Genomic DNA, 16,137 nt, shown 5'->3' with positions numbered 1-16,137 from the left:
TACTGGGAAAGTGGGGTGATGGAGTGGCTAACGGTGAAAAAGAGAGATATAATGCCAATTCATTAGTCAGAGGATTAGAAATCTTGAAATTATTCAACGGTGGACGTCCAACGATGTCTCTAGCTGAAATTGCGAAGGAACTAAATGTAAGTCGTACAGTACCATACCGTTTACTTTATACATTGCAAACGTTAGGTTACTTACATCAAGATGAACATACAAAGCGCTATAGCTTAACACCAAAAGTGCTTGAGCTTGGGTTTGCTTATTTGAATAGTTTAAACTTACCTGAAATCATTCAGCCTTATTTGGATACACTCCGTGATACAACTGGAGCGTCATGTCATTTATCGATATTAGATGATTATGAAGTCGTATACATAGGTAGTGCACCTGTTCGCGGGGTATCTGCCATAAATGTAAATATCGGTTTAAGATTGCCTGCACATGCAACAGCTAATGGCAAGCTTTTATTAGCTATGCAACCAGAAGGGAAGCTACGTGAGACAGTGTATGGATCTAACTTAAAACCGTATACAGAAAAAACGCAAACTGATTTACCTGGGTTCTTTGAAGAATTAGAAACAATCAGGAAAAACGGTTATGCAATTTCTTTAGGTGAATTCCATCAAGGAATTCAATCTGTAGCGGCGCCAATCTATGATCGTAGTGGAAAAGTAGTAGCAGCCATAAATATTGTCGCCACTGATGTCACATATCAGAATGATTTTATCGAAAAAGTTGCTTTACCGAAAATCCTTGATATATCCAAACAATTATCCGGACTTATTGGAAATTGATTCACTAGAAGACACGAACTACTCATTAACAATTGTTGTACCCGAATCTAATGAACAGCCCCCTGTCAAGTAGACAGTGGAAATAATAAAAAGTTACCTAAGCGGCTATAGCTCTATATTCCATAGGGCTATAGCCGTTTAGTCGTTTTTGGTATCGATTATGATTATAGAAGTGAATATACTCCGTTATGGCATTGGAAAGTTCCTCATAGGTCATAAATTTATGTAAATAATATTTCTCACATTTCAGTGTTCCCCAAAAGGATTCCATAGGTCCATTATCGATACATCGCCCAACGCGAGACATACTATGAGTCATTTTTAACTTTTTTATCCTACTTTTAAATCCATAGGAGGTGTATTGATAACCACGGTCGCTATGAATGAGAGGCTCCTTTCCCTTTAAATGCTTTGTCGCCAGGTCAAGTGTATCGAACACCAGTTCATTGTTATTAGAATGCCCGAGAACATAACTAATAATAGAACCATCATAGAGATCACGAATGGCACTTAAATAAGCTTTTTGGGAGGAACCATATTTAAATTCTGTGACATCCGTGACCCATTTTTCATTCGGCTTATTAGCTGTAAACTCACGATTTAATATATTTTCCGTGACATATTGGGGGATAGAACGTTTATATCGTTTTTTCTTCACTCGAATCACCGAGCGTAATTGAGCCACTTTCATTAATCGATAGATTCTCTTATGATTCAGTGGCTTATTAAATTTTCTATTCAAATGAAGAGTCATTTGGCGATAGCCGAAAATCCCCTTCATTTGTATATGGAGGATTTTCATCTCTTTCATAATAGCTTCATTCAGAATCTCTTGGGAAGTCGGTTGACGTCTTAGCCATTTATAATAAGCGCTCCGAGTGACGCCCGCGATATCACACAGAAGAACTATGCTTAGATTCTCTTTCTTATGTAGTTCCTGTATGGCGACATACTTATCTTTAAATCGAATCCTGCTTATTTCCGCCTCCTTTCGAGTTCCTCCAACTTTTTTAAGAATAAGTTCTCTGCACGTAATCGTTCATTTTCTTGTGCTAGCTTTTTCATTTCGAGTTTCATTTTTTCTTCTGGTGTTAACTCAATTTCTGTTTTATTCCTCCCTCGTTTGTCTTGAAGACCTTCCTCTCCACTTTCTTCATATTTTTTAACCCATGTATAGACTTGTTGGTAAGACACTTGAAAAGTGTCAGCTGTCTTCTGATAATCTTTTCCGTTCCCCAAGCAATCAAGTACAACTTGAATTCGTTCCTTCCAAGTTGTTTTTCTTCCTTTAGTCATAGAGCTCGTCCTTTCTTTTGACGTATCCTTTATTTCACTATGACTATTATACTTCTTCAACCATAACCTGAGGACAGACTCATCTGATATTTTATATCTTTTGGCAATTTCCTCTAAAGAATAGTGGCCGGATAGGTAGTCCTTCATGGCTAATATTTTTAAATTCTTCGGGTACGTTTTCCAGGATGTCGATTCTTTAAGACCTTCAAATCCATACATATCAAATTTATACTTCCAAATTCGAATGGCACTTCTACTAACCTTATACTTTTTTATTATCTCCGCTACAGATAAAATACCATCTTTTAATGTATTTATTACTTCTATCCTAACTTCGAGTGGATGAGCTCTTTTAGACATAAATATACTCCCCTTTTAGTAGCCAGATTTTATTTTTTTATCTGTCTACCTAGAGGGGAGCATATCATAATTGATTCGGGTTTTTTTTATTGGATTTACCTTTTTCTTTCACATGAAACTTACTTCTTTCCAGTTTATCTTTCTTTAGGTATGAAAGAGTAATTGTTTTTTATATATGTACAATCTTTCCCCTAGTGTTGCTCTCATAGTAATAACTCTACAAATTAATCTACTAGATTAATATATTACTTCTCATCATCAACCTCTTCATTTGTCGTTCCTTTAATTGGCAGGGACTCACTTTTTATAAATAGTTCACAATAAAAAAGATCATTAAATTAAATAGATTCTAAAAAATATATGAAATCACCTGATAAAGTGACTAAAATTTCGAATCTTTTTGGGCTTCTTTAAAATAATACGTATTCACTATTAAAATAAGTGAAATCAGTTGGGATGTTCAATTTTCATTATAAGTATAGTGAAAATAGTTTTAATTTATAACAATCTGTATTGACAAAATTTTTTAAAAATTTTAAGATTATATAAACTTTGTTTTGTATAAAAAACAAAGTTTTGAATGGATCGAAATTTATATGGAGGTGATTTTTGTTAATTAGTGATTTTTTCCACATATGATAGGAGGGTAAAGAATGTTAACAGGAAAGAAAAGATGGTTATATATTGCTGTACCGATATTCTTCTTTTGGTTTTTTGGCCAAATTGACAAGCTTGGTATTTCTATTATTCAAACAGATGCTGATTTTCTTAGTGACTTAGGGATTGCTGGTGAAAATGCCAAGATTGGTTTCATCACTTTTATATTCACAATTGCTTATGCGGTTTCAAACCTATTTTGGGGTGTAATTATTGATAAACTAGGTGCCAGAAAAACAGCAATGTTAGGTTTGGTTGTTTGGACCATTACGATGATTACCGCTGGCTTGTCGACTACATATGAGATGTTTATCTTGTCAAGAATCGTTCTTGGGTTTGGTGAGGGAATGATGATTCCTGTATGTGGAAAATTCATTGCTAACTGGTTCCATTATAAAGAATTAGGAAAAGCACAAGCATCATGGTTATCTGGTAACTATTTAGGGCCGGCTGTTGGTGCATTAATGCTAACCGCTATCATTGCTAGTCTCCATTGGCAAGCTGCATTTTTCCTACTCGCTGCTTTTAATTTATTGCTTGTACTACCACTTTTTTATTTTCTTACAAGAGATATACCAGAAGAGCATAAAGGGATTACACATGAGGAGCTTGCCTATATACGTGAGAAAAACCCGATTGATAAAAAAGATGGATCGAAAAATTTTGCTCAAGACTATAGGTACTGGATTGTATGGTTTGGAATGCTGATGTCTTCCTTCTTATTTTTTGGTATTAGTATATGGTTACCTACTTATTTAATCGAAGCGAAGAGTTTTTCTAGGGAAGCAATGAGTAGTATTACATCCTTATCTTGGTTATTTGCCTTAGGATTTGTCCTTATTTGTGGTTACTTATCAGATAAGACAAACCGCCCAAGCCTGATGGCGACCATTTTATTTGCATTAACAACAATCTTTTTATGTGGTGGCATTATGTCGCCTAACGCGATAGTTGCAGGTATTTGCATGGGATTAGCTATGGGTACACAAGGTGGCGTCTTCCATCTAAGTAATTTATTTATTGTGAAATTCTCTACACCTGAAACCGCTGGTAGAGCAGCAGGTATGATGGGGTTTACTAATATTATGGGTGGTTTCGCCAGTTATATTATGGGATATTTACGAGATTTATCAAACGGAGACTTTGGGACATCAATCATTGTGTTAATTTTTGCCTCCACTTTAGGTTTTGTTGCTTATTTATTTACTCTTAAGCGGGAATCAACTGAGTTAAGGGTTGTTCATAATAACCAGTCAATAGTAGGTTAATCGTTTCATTCCAACTATTTATCTTTTTAAAATTTTCTCAAAATTTGTTGACTTTTTTGTTAACAGATTTTAAAATTGATTTATAGGAGAAACAGTGTTTCTAATATAAAACATAAAGGAGTGTTTTTGAAAATGGCATTTGATGTTAAAGAATTTGAAAAGAAGCATGTAGCAAGATTACAGGATCGTTCATTAGATTGGAATGTTCTTAAATTCCAAGAAGAAATTGACCCAAGATTTAAAAGAGCACAAATGAGATATATTGGTCGTGGAGCCACTGCAAATGCTGATTCTAATGTTATTGCAGCTGAGCACTTTACATTAAGCACAATGGTATTACCTGCAGGTTGTATTGGACCATTGCATTTACATGATGATGTTGAAGAAGTTTTCTTCATTATTAAAGGAAGTGTAAAAGCGTTGATTCAAGAAGTAGATAGTGATGAGGTTCATGAAATTCGTTTAAACGAGCGTGATTGTATCAGTTCCCCACCTGGCGTATATCGTGGGATTCATAATGATGGTGACGAAGAAGCATTAATGTTGGTTATGCTTGGTGCAGTTAAACCGAATTTGCCAACTTACGTTAAAGGGAGCGAATTAGAAGAACTTCGTCTTCAAAGAGCGAAAGAAAGAGAAGCAATTATTGCAGATAAATAATTAAGTGAGGTAAGGAAGACCAATCTCATATGGTCTATCCTTACCGATTTTTATTAACATTCTATATTCACCAATAATTTGTAACGAGCGAAACATTTACCACGAACTTTCGCTTTATTTATAGAGGAGGTTTCAAGATGATTGGTATTACCCATTTAAGACATATCAGTCTTATTACTCCGAACATTGAAGAACAAGCAGCCTTTTATGAAAAAGTTTGGGGATTAGACAAAACGGCTGAGGATGAACAAACGGTTTATTTCAGAGGAGCAGGACCTGAGAATCATATTCTTAGCTTGCACAGTGGAGATAGAAGTGCTCTTCATCATATCGCATTTGGCATGGTGGATAAGCATGCAGTTGACCGTGCTGCAGAATATTTACAAGAAAAAGGCGTACCGATTGTGCAAGCACCGGGCTATTTAGATGAGGAAGGTAAAGGTTATGGTCTCCGCTTTGCTGATCCAGAAAATCGTGTAATTGAATTATCGACGTGGGTTGAAATTCATACATCTATTTGGAATCAAAAAAATGTAGATCCAGTCAAACTTAATCATGTAGTAATGAATACCGCTGATTTACAAATGATTACAGAATTTTATACAGATATTCTTGGCTTTAAAGTGACAGACTGGAGTGAAGATAAAATGGTGTTCTTACGTTGTAATCGAAAACATCACTCCATTGCTTTTAATCAAGAGGGTCATGCATCTGTCAATCATATTGCTTACGAAGTTGATACAGTAGATGAGGTCATGCGTGGCATTGCTAATGTGCGGAAAGCTGGATTGAATGAACTATGGGGACCAGGTAGACACGGACCAGGAGATAATATCTTTTGCTATTTCAAAGACCCAGGTAATTTTGTTATGGAATACACTTGTTATCTTGAAACGATTGAGGATGAAGCAGAATGGAAAGCAAGAGTATGGAAACGTGTACCACACTTAATGGATCAATGGGGGATTGCTGGGCCACCATCCAAAGAAGCACGTGCAGCAATGGGGGGAAAACCAGATCCAGGCTGGGCAAAATTACAATCTTTGATTTAATGGCTGACTTAAGAAAGGAAGAGTGTAATGGATTTAGGATTAAATAATAAAGTAGCAATTATTATGGGGGGGACTTCAGGTGTTGGATTGAAAACGGCTGAGATGTTCCTAGCTGAAGGTGCTAAAGTTGCTATTTGTGGTAGAGATGAAACAAGAAAAAATACGGCAGAGAAATATTTAAATGATTTAGCATCTGCTGATCGCATTTTTGCCGAAACATGTGATGTAACGAATAAAGAAGATGTACAGCGTTTTGTCAAAGGTGTGGCAGAAAAATTTTCAGGTATTGATATTTTAGTCAATGCAGCAGGGCAAAGTGTAATGGGACATTTCTTTGATGTTACTGATGATCAATGGGAACAACAAATTCAATTAAAGTATTTTGCTATCATCCACGCTGTAAAAGCTGTTCATCCCTACTTAGTTAAGCGTGGCGGCGGCCGAATAATAAATATAAATGCTACGCTCGCGAAAGAACCAGAAAGGCATATGATTGCAACAGCTGCGACAAGAGCAGGATTACTTAATTTAAGTAAAACATTATCGCAAGAACTGGCGAGTGATAATATTCTTGTGAATTCTGTAAGTCTTGGCTTAATTAGAACGGATCAATGGGAGAGAAGAAGGAAGAAAAATGCACCCGATATGGATCCAGAAAGTTATTATGCAGACTTAGCGAAGAAAAGAAATATACCACTTGGTCGTGTTGGAGAAGCAGAAGAAGTAGCTAGTGTGATTTTATTTTTAGCATCCAAACATGCAAGCTATGTCGCTGGCTCAACTATTGAAACAGCAGGTGCATTAGGAAAGGCGTTATAAATACACAAAAAAGGTAGGAAGATACTATGACAGAAACAAAGCAAATGGAGACAGCGGGTGTAACAGATAACTCGGAGATGAACTTTACGGTTGCTGATGCGATTGTTCAAGAGCTTGTTAAAGCGGGCGTTACGACAGCATTTGGAATTGTAAGTATACATAATATGCCGATTTATGATGCCATTTTACGAGAAGGAAGCATCCATCTTGTATGTGCACGTGGTGAAAGTGGCGCGGTAAATATGGCCGATGGCTACGCACGTGTTACAGGAGAGTTAGGTGTTGTCATTACAAGTACAGGAACAGGCGCAGGTAATGCAGCAGGCGCACTTGTTGAGGCTTGGGCAGCAGGTGTACCACTTCTGCATCTAACTGGTGAAGTAGCATCCCCCTATTTAGGTACTGGCCGTGGCTATATTCATGAATGTAAAGATCAATTATCAATGTTAGAAGGATGTTCTAAACAAGCGATGCGCTTAAGAGTGCCACATCAAGCAAAAGCAGTGGTAAGGCAGGCTGTTGTAACTGCTCAAACTGCGCCTGCTGGTCCTGTTTCGTTAGAAATCCCCATTGATTATCAATCTGCGATTATTCCTGACCTGCATTTACAAGACTGGTCGGTAAAAACTCCGGAAGTTAACTCAAATACATATATTCCTGAAGATATTCTCTCATTGGTTGCTAAAGCGAAACGTCCTGTGATTTGGGCTGGTGGAGGTGTCATTTCAGCAAATGCATCCCAAGAGTTAACAAGATTGGCTAATCAGCTAGGAGCTGCTGTTATTACGAGCCAATCCGGAAAAGGAAGCATCCCTGAAGATCATCCTCAATGTATTGGTCATTTTGCTGCCTATCCAGACACGAAAGAAATGCTCAAAAATGCGGATTTGTTAATTAGTGTCGGTGTGAGATTTAGAGGAAATGAAACGTCAAATTGGAAGGTTGAAGTGCCGAATAATCATATTGCAATTGATGCCGATTGGCAAGGAATAAATCGAAATTACCCTTGTAGTTATGGACTTGTTGGAGACGCGAAGGATATTTTAAATCACTTTGTCACGCAATTACAGACAAAAGATGTTCAAGATAAACCATCGTATAAGGCTGAAGTAAAGCAACTACGAGAAAAATTACGAGCAAAATTACGAGCAACTTTAGGTCCATATGAACAAATAATGGACGAAATGAGAGCAGCATTACCGAAAGATACAGTGCTCGTACGAGATGTGACAGTACAAGCTAATGTATGGGGCAGCAGATTGTTCGAGATTCTTGAACCGAGAACATCTATTCATGCTTCCGGTGGTGGAATAGGTCAAGGGTTACCGACAGCGATTGGTGCTCAAATGGCTGCAAAGGATCGCAAAGTGGTTTTAATGGCTGGTGATGGGGGCTTTATGGTGAATGTTGGTGAAATGCCGACTGCTGCCGAGGAGGCTCTCCCACTTATTGTTATCTTATTTGATGATGGTGGTTATGGCGTTCTTCGTAATATCCAACAAAATGCATACGGTCGTCAAGTAGCTGTTGATCTACTAAGTCCTGATTTTGTGCAATTGGGAGAGTCTATGGGATTTGATGCGGTACGAATTCATTCAAGTGATGAATTTGCCGTAGAAATAAATAAAGCGGCAAAAAGTGTTAATCCGACAATCATCGTTGTAGATATGGAAGCTGTAGGGCCAATGGCTAAACCTTTTGAGGGACCTCCTGGTGCTGCTGATGCGTTTAAACCGAAGAAGTTATAAGTAAACATCTGAGTAAAGGAGGAAGCATAATGATTTCAACATATCCTAAAGTTTCAGGAAAATTTTTAATTGATGGTAAATGGTTGGAAGCGGAAAATAAAAAAGAAGTCATTAATCCAGCAAATACGCAAGAAGTAGTTGGAGAAGTTGCCCTTTGTACAAAGGAGCATGTAGATAAAGCGATAACATCAGCAGTGACGGCATTCGAATCTTGGTCTCAATCAGATATTCACGAACGCGCAGAAAAAATGAAGGTAGCAGCAGGAGCGATTGAAAAAATCGTTGAAGAGAATGTGAATTTACTCGTAAGGGAAAATGGTAAAATATTAGTTGAAGCAAAGAAAGATTTACTTCGATGTGTCGACATTATGAGAGAAGCGTCCGATGAATTATTAACTTGGTGGCAACCAGAGTCATTAGATGGAAAACAAAAAGTGCAAATTCGTAGAAGGCCGAGAGGGGTAACTGCGGTAATCTCTCCATGGAATTCACCGATGATTTTAACCTTTAAGCGTGTTATTCCTGCTATCTTAACAGGTAATACAGTCATCGTTAAACCAGCTACAAGTTGTCCGCTAACAATTATGACATTTCTAGAAAAAGTCGCTTCATACTTTCCAAATGGTGTATTGAATGTTGTAACAGGGTCAGGTTCAGTAATAGGAGATGCACTTTGCAAAGATTCTAGTGTACGAACAGTTGCCTTTGTTGGTAGTACGGAAACGGGTAAAGAAATTATGAAAGCGTCAGCTAGCAATGTGAAAAACATCTTCATGGAATTAGGCGGGAATGATGCAGCCATCATCTTGGAAGATGCGAAACTCGATGATGAATTAATAACTAAGTTAAGATTTGGTATCTTACGAGCAGCTGGTCAAGTATGCTCAGCAGTTAAAAGGGTATATGTGCATGAATCTCGTTATGAAGAGCTTGTGGAAAAATTAAGGAAAAAGTTCCAATATATTCGGATTGGTAGTGGGATTCAACCAGATGTAGAGATGGGACCGTTAAATAATCAATCACAATATGATTATGTGAAAGGGTTAATTTCGAGAGCGAAAGATGGAGGGGCAGAAGTCCTTACAGGTGGAATCAAAATTGATCCAGAAGGTTGGAATGATGGATACTTTATTGAACCTACTATTATTACTGGTGTTAATCAAAATAGCGAAATTGTTCAAGCGGAACAATTTGGACCAGTAATTCCGATTCTCTCATTTCAAACAAATGAAGAAGCATTAAAGCTTGCAAACGATAGCCATTTTGGTTTACGTGCGTCTGTTTGGACAGAAAATGAAAAGAAAGCGATTGCGTTTGCTGATCAATTAGAAGCCGGTGCTGTATTTATCAATAACCATACTGTATTCCAGGACCTTCATTTAGATTTTCCTGGTTTAAAAGAAAGTGGTATTTCACGCGAAACGAGACACTGTAGCTTGGAATTTTTTGCAGACACTTATGGATTCGCGAATTAGAAAGTAGGGTTAAAAAATGAAGCTGGGATTAATAGGTGGAGGAAATATCGGAAAATTTTTGCTACAATCTATCAATAGCGATAAATTGGTAGATGGCGCACAATTCGTTGGATTGTATACAAGAAATCAAGAGAAAGCAAATGAGCTGGCTGAAGAGTATGATTTGCGAAGCTACCAATCCATCGATGAGTTGATTGCTTCAGATATAGATGTGATAGTTGAAGCAGCTACTGTAGACGTTGTTCGAGCCCATGCCACATCGGTTCTCACACATGGTAAAGATCTTGTTGTGAGCAGTGTTGGCGCATTTTCTGATAACGACTATTTTCTCCAATTAGAAACGATTTGTAAAGAACAAGGGACAACGATTCATTTACCTTCAGGTGCAGTAGGAGGCTTGGATATATTAAAAGCTGCTAAGGCTATTGGTGCTTTACAAGAAGTATCGTTAACAACAACGAAGCCACCGCATGCCTTAAACGGTGTTACTCTCGAGAATAAAACAGTCTTATTTGAAGGTAATGCCTATGAAGCGATTAAACAGTTTCCTAAGAATATTAACGTATCAATTATTCTATCATTAGCTGGACTTGGTTCAAAAGAGACAAAAGTGAAGATTATTGCTGATCCAAAAGCAACGAAAAATAGTCATGAGATTACAGCTAAAGGGGCGTTTGGAAAAGTGAAACTAGTGGTTGAAAATGATCCGATGCCAAACAACCCAAAGACAAGTTACTTAGCAGCTTTAAGTGTTCTCTCAACATTGAAACATAAGGATCAATCTATCAAAGTGGGGTAAGAATTAGTACAATAATCTTTGTGACATCGATGAATCAATTGGTAAGAAGGGGGATTATTATGATTAAAACGGCAAAAGACATAGAGGATATGACAAAATCGGAATTATTGGAACATTTGAATGATACGGTCAAACCGGAAGTAGGAGAAATACCTGCCTACGTGTTGGCTGATCCCAAAGTTTATGATCTTGAACATAAAAAAGTCTTTATGAAAACATGGATATTTATTGGTCATGAATCAGAAATACCTAATAAAAATGATTATATGCTGAGAGATTTAGCCGGATATTCAATTATTGTATCTAGAAATGCAGATAGCAGCATCAAGGCATTTTACAATATGTGTACGCATCGTGGTATGAAGTTGTGTCGTGCAGACAAAGGGAATAAATCTGCTTTTGTTTGTCCATATCATGGATTTAACTTTAAAAACAATGGTGATTTAATTGGTGTTCCACTACAAAAAAACATCTATGGTGAAGAGCTAGATAAATCTACTATGGGTTTAACAGAAGTACGAATTGAATCCTATAAAGGATTGTTATTTGGTACTTGGAATGATGAGGCAGAATCATTAGATGATTTTTTAGGAGATTTTAAATGGTATCTTGATATATTAGTAGGTCGAGCTGAAATGGAAGTTCTCGGTGCTCCGCAACGTTTCGTGATTCATTCGAATTGGAAGATTGGTGCTGATAATTTTGTTGGTGACTCCTATCATACAATGGTGACACATGGTTCAATTGCTAAATTAGGAATGGTACCCTCTGCAACGTATTCCAAAATGGGTTATCAAATTCATAGTGAAAATGGCCATGGACTAAATCTTGGTACACCAAATCCTGATTTTGCTTTTCCAGAAGAATTAATAGAAGAATATAAATCGAATTTATCGTCAGAACAGTTTGAAGTATTAAGTAACTTGAAGAATATGATCGGGAACATCTTTCCACATCTATCTTTCTTAATTTCTCATACGAAAGTAAAAAGGCAATTGATTTCCAATACCACTGTTAGGTTATGGCGACCAATCGATCACGACAAAATGGAAGTGATTGCTTGGTTTTTAGTAGAAAAAAATGCACCTGAAGATTGGAAGAGACGTTCACGTGAATCCTTTGTCCTTACATTCAGCCCATCAGGCATTTTTGAACAAGACGATACGGAAGTATTTACTGACATTACTGCCGCAGCAAAAGGCCCTATGCCAGTAATGAAAAATTTAACTTATAACTACACAATGGGACTGCATAGAAAACCAGTAGACTTTATCGGTCCTGGAGTTGCTTATGATGATAAATTCTCTGAAGCGAACCAAAGAAATTTTTATAAATACTGGTTGGAGCTAATGAATAGCTAAATTTTCTTGAAGGAAGGAGATAGATGAAATGAGTATGGAAAAAATGCTTGCAAATTATGAATTTGAACAATGGCTATATAAAGAAGCACAATTATTGGATGATATCGATTTTGATGGCTGGTTCAGTTTGATGCATCAAGATTTGAAGTATCAGATGCCAGTCCGTATAAATAAGGAAGGAACAGAGCGACCTGATTATACGACAGATATGTTTTGTTTTGATGATGATATTGACTTGCTAAAACTCAGAGTGGATCGTTTAAAAACAGATTATGCTTGGGCGGAAATTCCACCTTCTCGAACTCGACGTTTTGTCAGTAATGTAAAACTGGAAGATTATAAAGAGGAAGAATTTGCGTCAGTGAATAGTTATTTACTTCTTTATAGAAGTAGAAGTACAGATATCCATCACGATATTATTTCAGGAGAGCGTCGTGATGAATTCAAGTTCGAGAACGGCAAATGGAAGCTATCGAAACGGGTATTTATCGTGGATCAAACAACAATTAATACTCGAAATCTAGCAATCTTTATTTAATTTATTCACAAGGAAGAGAGGAGGACAACTAAGATGGCAGAGTTTAGTGGTCGCTCGCTTTATGTAACTGGAGGGGCATCAGGTATTGGGAGAGCTGTGGTGGATTCATTTCTGAATGAAGGAGCAAATGTGACGATTCTTGATCGCTCAAAAGACGGATTAGCTGCTATCAAGGCACAATATGGTGAGCAGGTGATTTGTATAGAAGGAGATGTCACTATTTTTGAAGACCACGAAAAAGCGGTATATCAAGCGGTTGAAAAATTTGGGGGACTAGATGTCTTTATTGCTAATGCAGGGGTATTCGATGGATTTGCAAAATTCGAAAATGTGACTGCTGAAGCAATGAATGATGCTTATGATTTATTAATGAACATTAATGTTAAAGGATATTTCAACGGTGCGAAAGCTTCCCTTCACGAATTGCAAAAGACAAAAGGTAATATCATTTTCACCGTTTCAGGTGCAGGATTTTACCCTGATGGTGGTGGAGTATGGTACACCGCTAGTAAACATGCGCAAATTGGTTTAATGAGACAATTAGCTTTTGAGGTTGCACCAGACGTAAGAGTGAATGCAGTTGCCCCTGGTGGGACATTAACAGCACTTAATGTCATCCCACCTTTAAAACCATTTGTGAAAGAAATCGACAATGATACGAAAGCGAAAAGCATAAAAACGAGAAATCCATTACGAATCGCAATGAATGCTGATGATCATGTTGGTCCATATTTATTATTAGCTTCGAGTAAATCACGCGCCATTACTGGCGAAGTCATTTCGAGTGATGGCGGCCTAGCCATCAGAGGTCTTAGTTAAGAAAGGAGATAAATGATTATGGCATCGAATACGAAAATACAGCCACTTCTTGGTAGTACAGAGGTCAATCAATTAGCATTTGTTGTCAATGATATTGAAAAAGCCTCGGCTGATTTTTCAAAACTGTTAGGTATACCTAATCCTGGCTGGTTCCTAACAGGTGATGAGGAAGTCTCTAAAGTAATATATAAAGGAAAGTCGACCGCTTCACAAAGTAAACTAGCATTCCTAAATACACCGACTGTTCAATTTGAACTCATAGAACCTAATATGGAGCCGGGAACAATGCGCGAATTTCTCAATGAGACAGGAGAAGGAATCCATCATATTGCGGTTGATGTTGATATGATTCAAAATCATTTGCCAAACCTAGAAAAAAATGGTTATCCACTTCTTCAATCAGGTGAGTTTACATCAAGTGATGGAAGGTACATTTATGTTGATACAGCGAATGAAACGAAAACTTTGATTGAATTATTAGAGAGTGCCGAACCTAGGGATACTACATACAAAGCGGGAGAAGAAAAGCCACTTTTAGGTACAAATGTTGTGGAACAACTTGCTATCGTGGTTAAAGATTTAGATAGAGCAGCAGATAAGTTTTGTCAATTGCTAGGTGTGAAAAAACCAGAAGTGATTCAATCAGGTCATAGTGACATAACAAAAGTTGTTTATAACGGTGAAGCAACGGAAGCGGATAGTCGCTATATGTTCATTCGAACACCATTATTAGAAATTGAGTTAATAGAGCCTGGAAAAGCGCCAAGCACATGGAAGACACATTTAGAATCATTTGGAGAAGGTGTTCACCATATATCCTTTGTTGTAAAAGATATGGATGAAAAGATTACACTTCTAGAAGAAATGGGCTATCCTGTTATTCAAAGAGGTAATTTTTATAACGGAAAAGGCAGATATGCTTATATGGACACAACTTCAACTTTTAAAGTCATCATTGAGTTGTTAGAAAAATATTAAACAATATTGGGAAGCGCTTTGTAAATGAAGAGGTATACAAGGTTGCTTCTCTCAATTTTTTAAGGAAATACTTATCAGGTGATTGCATAACAATAGTTGATGTTTTTATTATCTGAATTTTCAAATAAAAAAATAAGCGAGGGTTATATGATGGAATTAAAGGAGAAAGCACTAGCGCTTCATCGTTTGCATAAGGGAAAACTTAGTATTAGCACAAAGGTGCCAGTAAAAACGAAAGAAGATTTAAGTTTGGCGTATTCTCCAGGTGTAGCTGAACCTTGCTTAAAGATTGCTGAGCATGAAGAGTCAGCCTATGAATATACGAGTAAAGGCAATATGGTCGCAGTCGTTTCAGACGGTAGTGCCGTTTTAGGCCTTGGAAACATAGGTGCACAGGCATCTTTACCTGTAATGGAGGGAAAGGCGATTCTTTTTAAAGAGTTTGCCAATGTCGATGCTGTGCCAATCTGTCTTCAGACCAATGATGTAGATGAGATTGTCCGTACGGTCAAATTATTAGAGCCCTCATTTGGAGGGGTGAACCTTGAAGATATTTCTGCACCTAGATGTTTTGAAATTGAACAAAGATTAATTGAAGAATGCGGAATTCCTGTCTTCCATGACGATCAACACGGTACGGCAATTGTAACAGTAGCTGGTTTAATCAACAGCTTGAAGGTTGTGGGGAAAAAGCTTGATGAAATAAAAGTAGTCGTTAATGGTGCAGGTGCAGCAGGGATTTCAATTATTAAATTATTAAGAAAATTAAATGTTGGCGAAATAATTCTTTGTGATACAAAAGGAATGATTTATAGCGGAAGAGAGGAAGGGATGAACGCGATTAAAGAAGAGGTAGCCAAAATAACAAACAGTAAGTCTCTATCGGGTACGTTAAAAGAGGCAATTAATGGGGCAGACGTGTTTATTGGAGTCTCTGCAGCAGGTGTATTATCTAAAGAAATGGTACAAACAATGAATCGTGATGCGATAATTTTTGCGATGGCTAATCCTAGTCCAGAAATTATGCCAGAGGAAGCCAAAGATGCTGGAGCAGCCATCATTGGTACCGGCCGGTCTGATTTTCCTAATCAAGTGAACAATGTATTAGCTTTTCCAGGGATTTTTAGAGGTGCATTAGATGTAGGAGCCAAAGTGATTAATGAGGAAATGAAGATTGCGGCTGCTTATGCAATAGCAGGTATGATTAACGAAGAAAAACTTACTAGAGACTATATTATCCCAGATCCATTTGATACCAATGTAGCACATAATGTGGCGAAAGCAGTTAGTGAAGCAGCCATTTCTACTGGTGTCACTAGAAATGCATATAGAGAACCAATTTTTATATAAAATAATGAATTCGCCGGGGATGTTTGTCCAAACAAAATAAAGATGTGGACATACTATAATTGTGTAAGATCTCCTCCCTATTAGATCTTTTGATCTACTTTGGCCACAAGCCATTTAAACTTGTGGTCTTTTTTATGTCCAATTAGAAACAAAATAA

The 16,137-nt window shown here is 37.2% G+C and carries 14 protein-coding genes; 13 read left to right on the top strand and 1 reads right to left on the bottom strand.

Annotated features, from left to right (window positions below; genetic code table 11):
* The first annotated feature begins 23 nt into the window (after positions 1–23).
* Positions 24–800 (top strand): IclR family transcriptional regulator, encoded by a 777-nt coding sequence (locus tag MKX29_RS21955; protein WP_095373459.1) that lies wholly within the window; start codon positions 24–26, stop codon positions 798–800.
* 97 nt (positions 801–897) lie between these two features.
* Here the strand turns inward: MKX29_RS21955 and MKX29_RS21950 are convergent.
* Positions 898–2,456, bottom strand: a protein-coding gene (locus MKX29_RS21950; protein WP_224939358.1) for an IS3 family transposase whose coding sequence is annotated in 2 segments (ribosomal slippage) — positions 898–1,802 and positions 1,802–2,456 — 1,560 coding nt in all. Because the reading frame shifts where the segments join, the coding sequence is not laid out codon by codon here.
* A 653-nt stretch (positions 2,457–3,109) separates the two neighbouring features.
* On the opposite strand from MKX29_RS21950, the gene MKX29_RS21945 reads away from it, so the two are divergent.
* The 12 genes from MKX29_RS21945 (at position 3,110) to MKX29_RS21890 (ending at position 15,980) form a co-directional block, all read left to right on the top strand.
* Entirely contained in the window at positions 3,110–4,381 is a 1,272-nt protein-coding gene (locus MKX29_RS21945; RefSeq protein ID WP_095373458.1) for an MFS transporter, read from the top strand.
* Positions 4,382–4,513: 132 nt separating this feature from the next.
* Positions 4,514–5,041, top strand: coding sequence for a cupin domain-containing protein (locus MKX29_RS21940; RefSeq protein WP_095373457.1), 528 nt, complete (start codon positions 4,514–4,516; stop codon positions 5,039–5,041).
* Between the two features lie 137 nt (positions 5,042–5,178).
* Positions 5,179–6,093: a VOC family protein gene (locus tag MKX29_RS21935; RefSeq protein ID WP_307314255.1), complete on the top strand. Its 915-nt coding sequence runs from the start codon at positions 5,179–5,181 to the stop codon at positions 6,091–6,093.
* Between the two features lie 27 nt (positions 6,094–6,120).
* Positions 6,121–6,912, top strand: coding sequence for an SDR family oxidoreductase (locus MKX29_RS21930; RefSeq protein ID WP_341107786.1), 792 nt, complete (start codon positions 6,121–6,123; stop codon positions 6,910–6,912).
* Between the two features lie 26 nt (positions 6,913–6,938).
* The gene (locus MKX29_RS21925; protein ID WP_341107784.1) at positions 6,939–8,660 is read left to right on the top strand and encodes a thiamine pyrophosphate-binding protein; all 1,722 of its coding nucleotides are present in this window, start codon (positions 6,939–6,941) and stop codon (positions 8,658–8,660) included.
* A gap of 29 nt (positions 8,661–8,689) precedes the next feature.
* Complete coding sequence (locus MKX29_RS21920; protein WP_341107782.1) at positions 8,690–10,135, top strand: aldehyde dehydrogenase family protein; 1,446 nt, start codon at positions 8,690–8,692, stop codon at positions 10,133–10,135.
* A 16-nt stretch (positions 10,136–10,151) separates the two neighbouring features.
* Complete coding sequence (locus MKX29_RS21915; RefSeq protein WP_095373452.1) at positions 10,152–10,934, top strand: aspartate dehydrogenase; 783 nt, start codon at positions 10,152–10,154, stop codon at positions 10,932–10,934.
* Positions 10,935–10,993: 59 nt separating this feature from the next.
* Complete coding sequence (locus MKX29_RS21910; RefSeq protein WP_341107780.1) at positions 10,994–12,295, top strand: aromatic ring-hydroxylating dioxygenase subunit alpha; 1,302 nt, start codon at positions 10,994–10,996, stop codon at positions 12,293–12,295.
* Positions 12,296–12,323: 28 nt separating this feature from the next.
* Positions 12,324–12,833 (top strand): aromatic-ring-hydroxylating dioxygenase subunit beta, encoded by a 510-nt coding sequence (locus MKX29_RS21905; RefSeq protein ID WP_095373450.1) that lies wholly within the window; start codon positions 12,324–12,326, stop codon positions 12,831–12,833.
* Positions 12,834–12,866: 33 nt separating this feature from the next.
* Positions 12,867–13,652 (top strand): SDR family NAD(P)-dependent oxidoreductase, encoded by a 786-nt coding sequence (locus MKX29_RS21900; RefSeq protein WP_095373449.1) that lies wholly within the window; start codon positions 12,867–12,869, stop codon positions 13,650–13,652.
* A gap of 18 nt (positions 13,653–13,670) precedes the next feature.
* On the top strand, positions 13,671–14,630 hold the full coding sequence (locus MKX29_RS21895) for a VOC family protein (RefSeq protein ID WP_341107778.1): 960 nt from the start codon (positions 13,671–13,673) through the stop codon (positions 14,628–14,630).
* A gap of 150 nt (positions 14,631–14,780) precedes the next feature.
* Positions 14,781–15,980, top strand: coding sequence for an NAD(P)-dependent malic enzyme (locus MKX29_RS21890; RefSeq protein WP_341107776.1), 1,200 nt, complete (start codon positions 14,781–14,783; stop codon positions 15,978–15,980).
* Positions 15,981–16,137: the final 157 nt, after the last annotated feature.

Origin of the sequence: Cytobacillus sp. FSL R7-0696 (assembly GCF_038006865.1) — a bacterium.
In the GTDB taxonomy this organism is placed as follows: domain Bacteria; phylum Bacillota; class Bacilli; order Bacillales; family Cytobacillaceae; genus Cytobacillus; species Cytobacillus kochii.
Note: the sequence above shows the minus strand (reverse complement) of the source record. Positions and strands in the feature narration are given on the sequence as shown.

What these genes read in the sequence shown, in the direction of transcription:
- MKX29_RS21945 (WP_095373458.1), top strand. Translation starts at nt 3,110, where the DNA reads ATGTTAACAGGAAAGAAAAGATGGTTATATATTGCTGTACCGATATTC.
- MKX29_RS21940 (WP_095373457.1), top strand. Translation starts at nt 4,514, where the DNA reads ATGGCATTTGATGTTAAAGAATTTGAAAAGAAGCATGTAGCAAGATTA.
- MKX29_RS21935 (WP_307314255.1), top strand. Translation starts at nt 5,179, where the DNA reads ATGATTGGTATTACCCATTTAAGACATATCAGTCTTATTACTCCGAAC.
- MKX29_RS21930 (WP_341107786.1), top strand. Translation starts at nt 6,121, where the DNA reads ATGGATTTAGGATTAAATAATAAAGTAGCAATTATTATGGGGGGGACT.
- MKX29_RS21925 (WP_341107784.1), top strand. Translation starts at nt 6,939, where the DNA reads ATGACAGAAACAAAGCAAATGGAGACAGCGGGTGTAACAGATAACTCG.
- MKX29_RS21920 (WP_341107782.1), top strand. Translation starts at nt 8,690, where the DNA reads ATGATTTCAACATATCCTAAAGTTTCAGGAAAATTTTTAATTGATGGT.
- MKX29_RS21915 (WP_095373452.1), top strand. Translation starts at nt 10,152, where the DNA reads ATGAAGCTGGGATTAATAGGTGGAGGAAATATCGGAAAATTTTTGCTA.
- MKX29_RS21910 (WP_341107780.1), top strand. Translation starts at nt 10,994, where the DNA reads ATGATTAAAACGGCAAAAGACATAGAGGATATGACAAAATCGGAATTA.
- MKX29_RS21905 (WP_095373450.1), top strand. Translation starts at nt 12,324, where the DNA reads ATGAGTATGGAAAAAATGCTTGCAAATTATGAATTTGAACAATGGCTA.
- MKX29_RS21900 (WP_095373449.1), top strand. Translation starts at nt 12,867, where the DNA reads ATGGCAGAGTTTAGTGGTCGCTCGCTTTATGTAACTGGAGGGGCATCA.
- MKX29_RS21895 (WP_341107778.1), top strand. Translation starts at nt 13,671, where the DNA reads ATGGCATCGAATACGAAAATACAGCCACTTCTTGGTAGTACAGAGGTC.
- MKX29_RS21890 (WP_341107776.1), top strand. Translation starts at nt 14,781, where the DNA reads ATGGAATTAAAGGAGAAAGCACTAGCGCTTCATCGTTTGCATAAGGGA.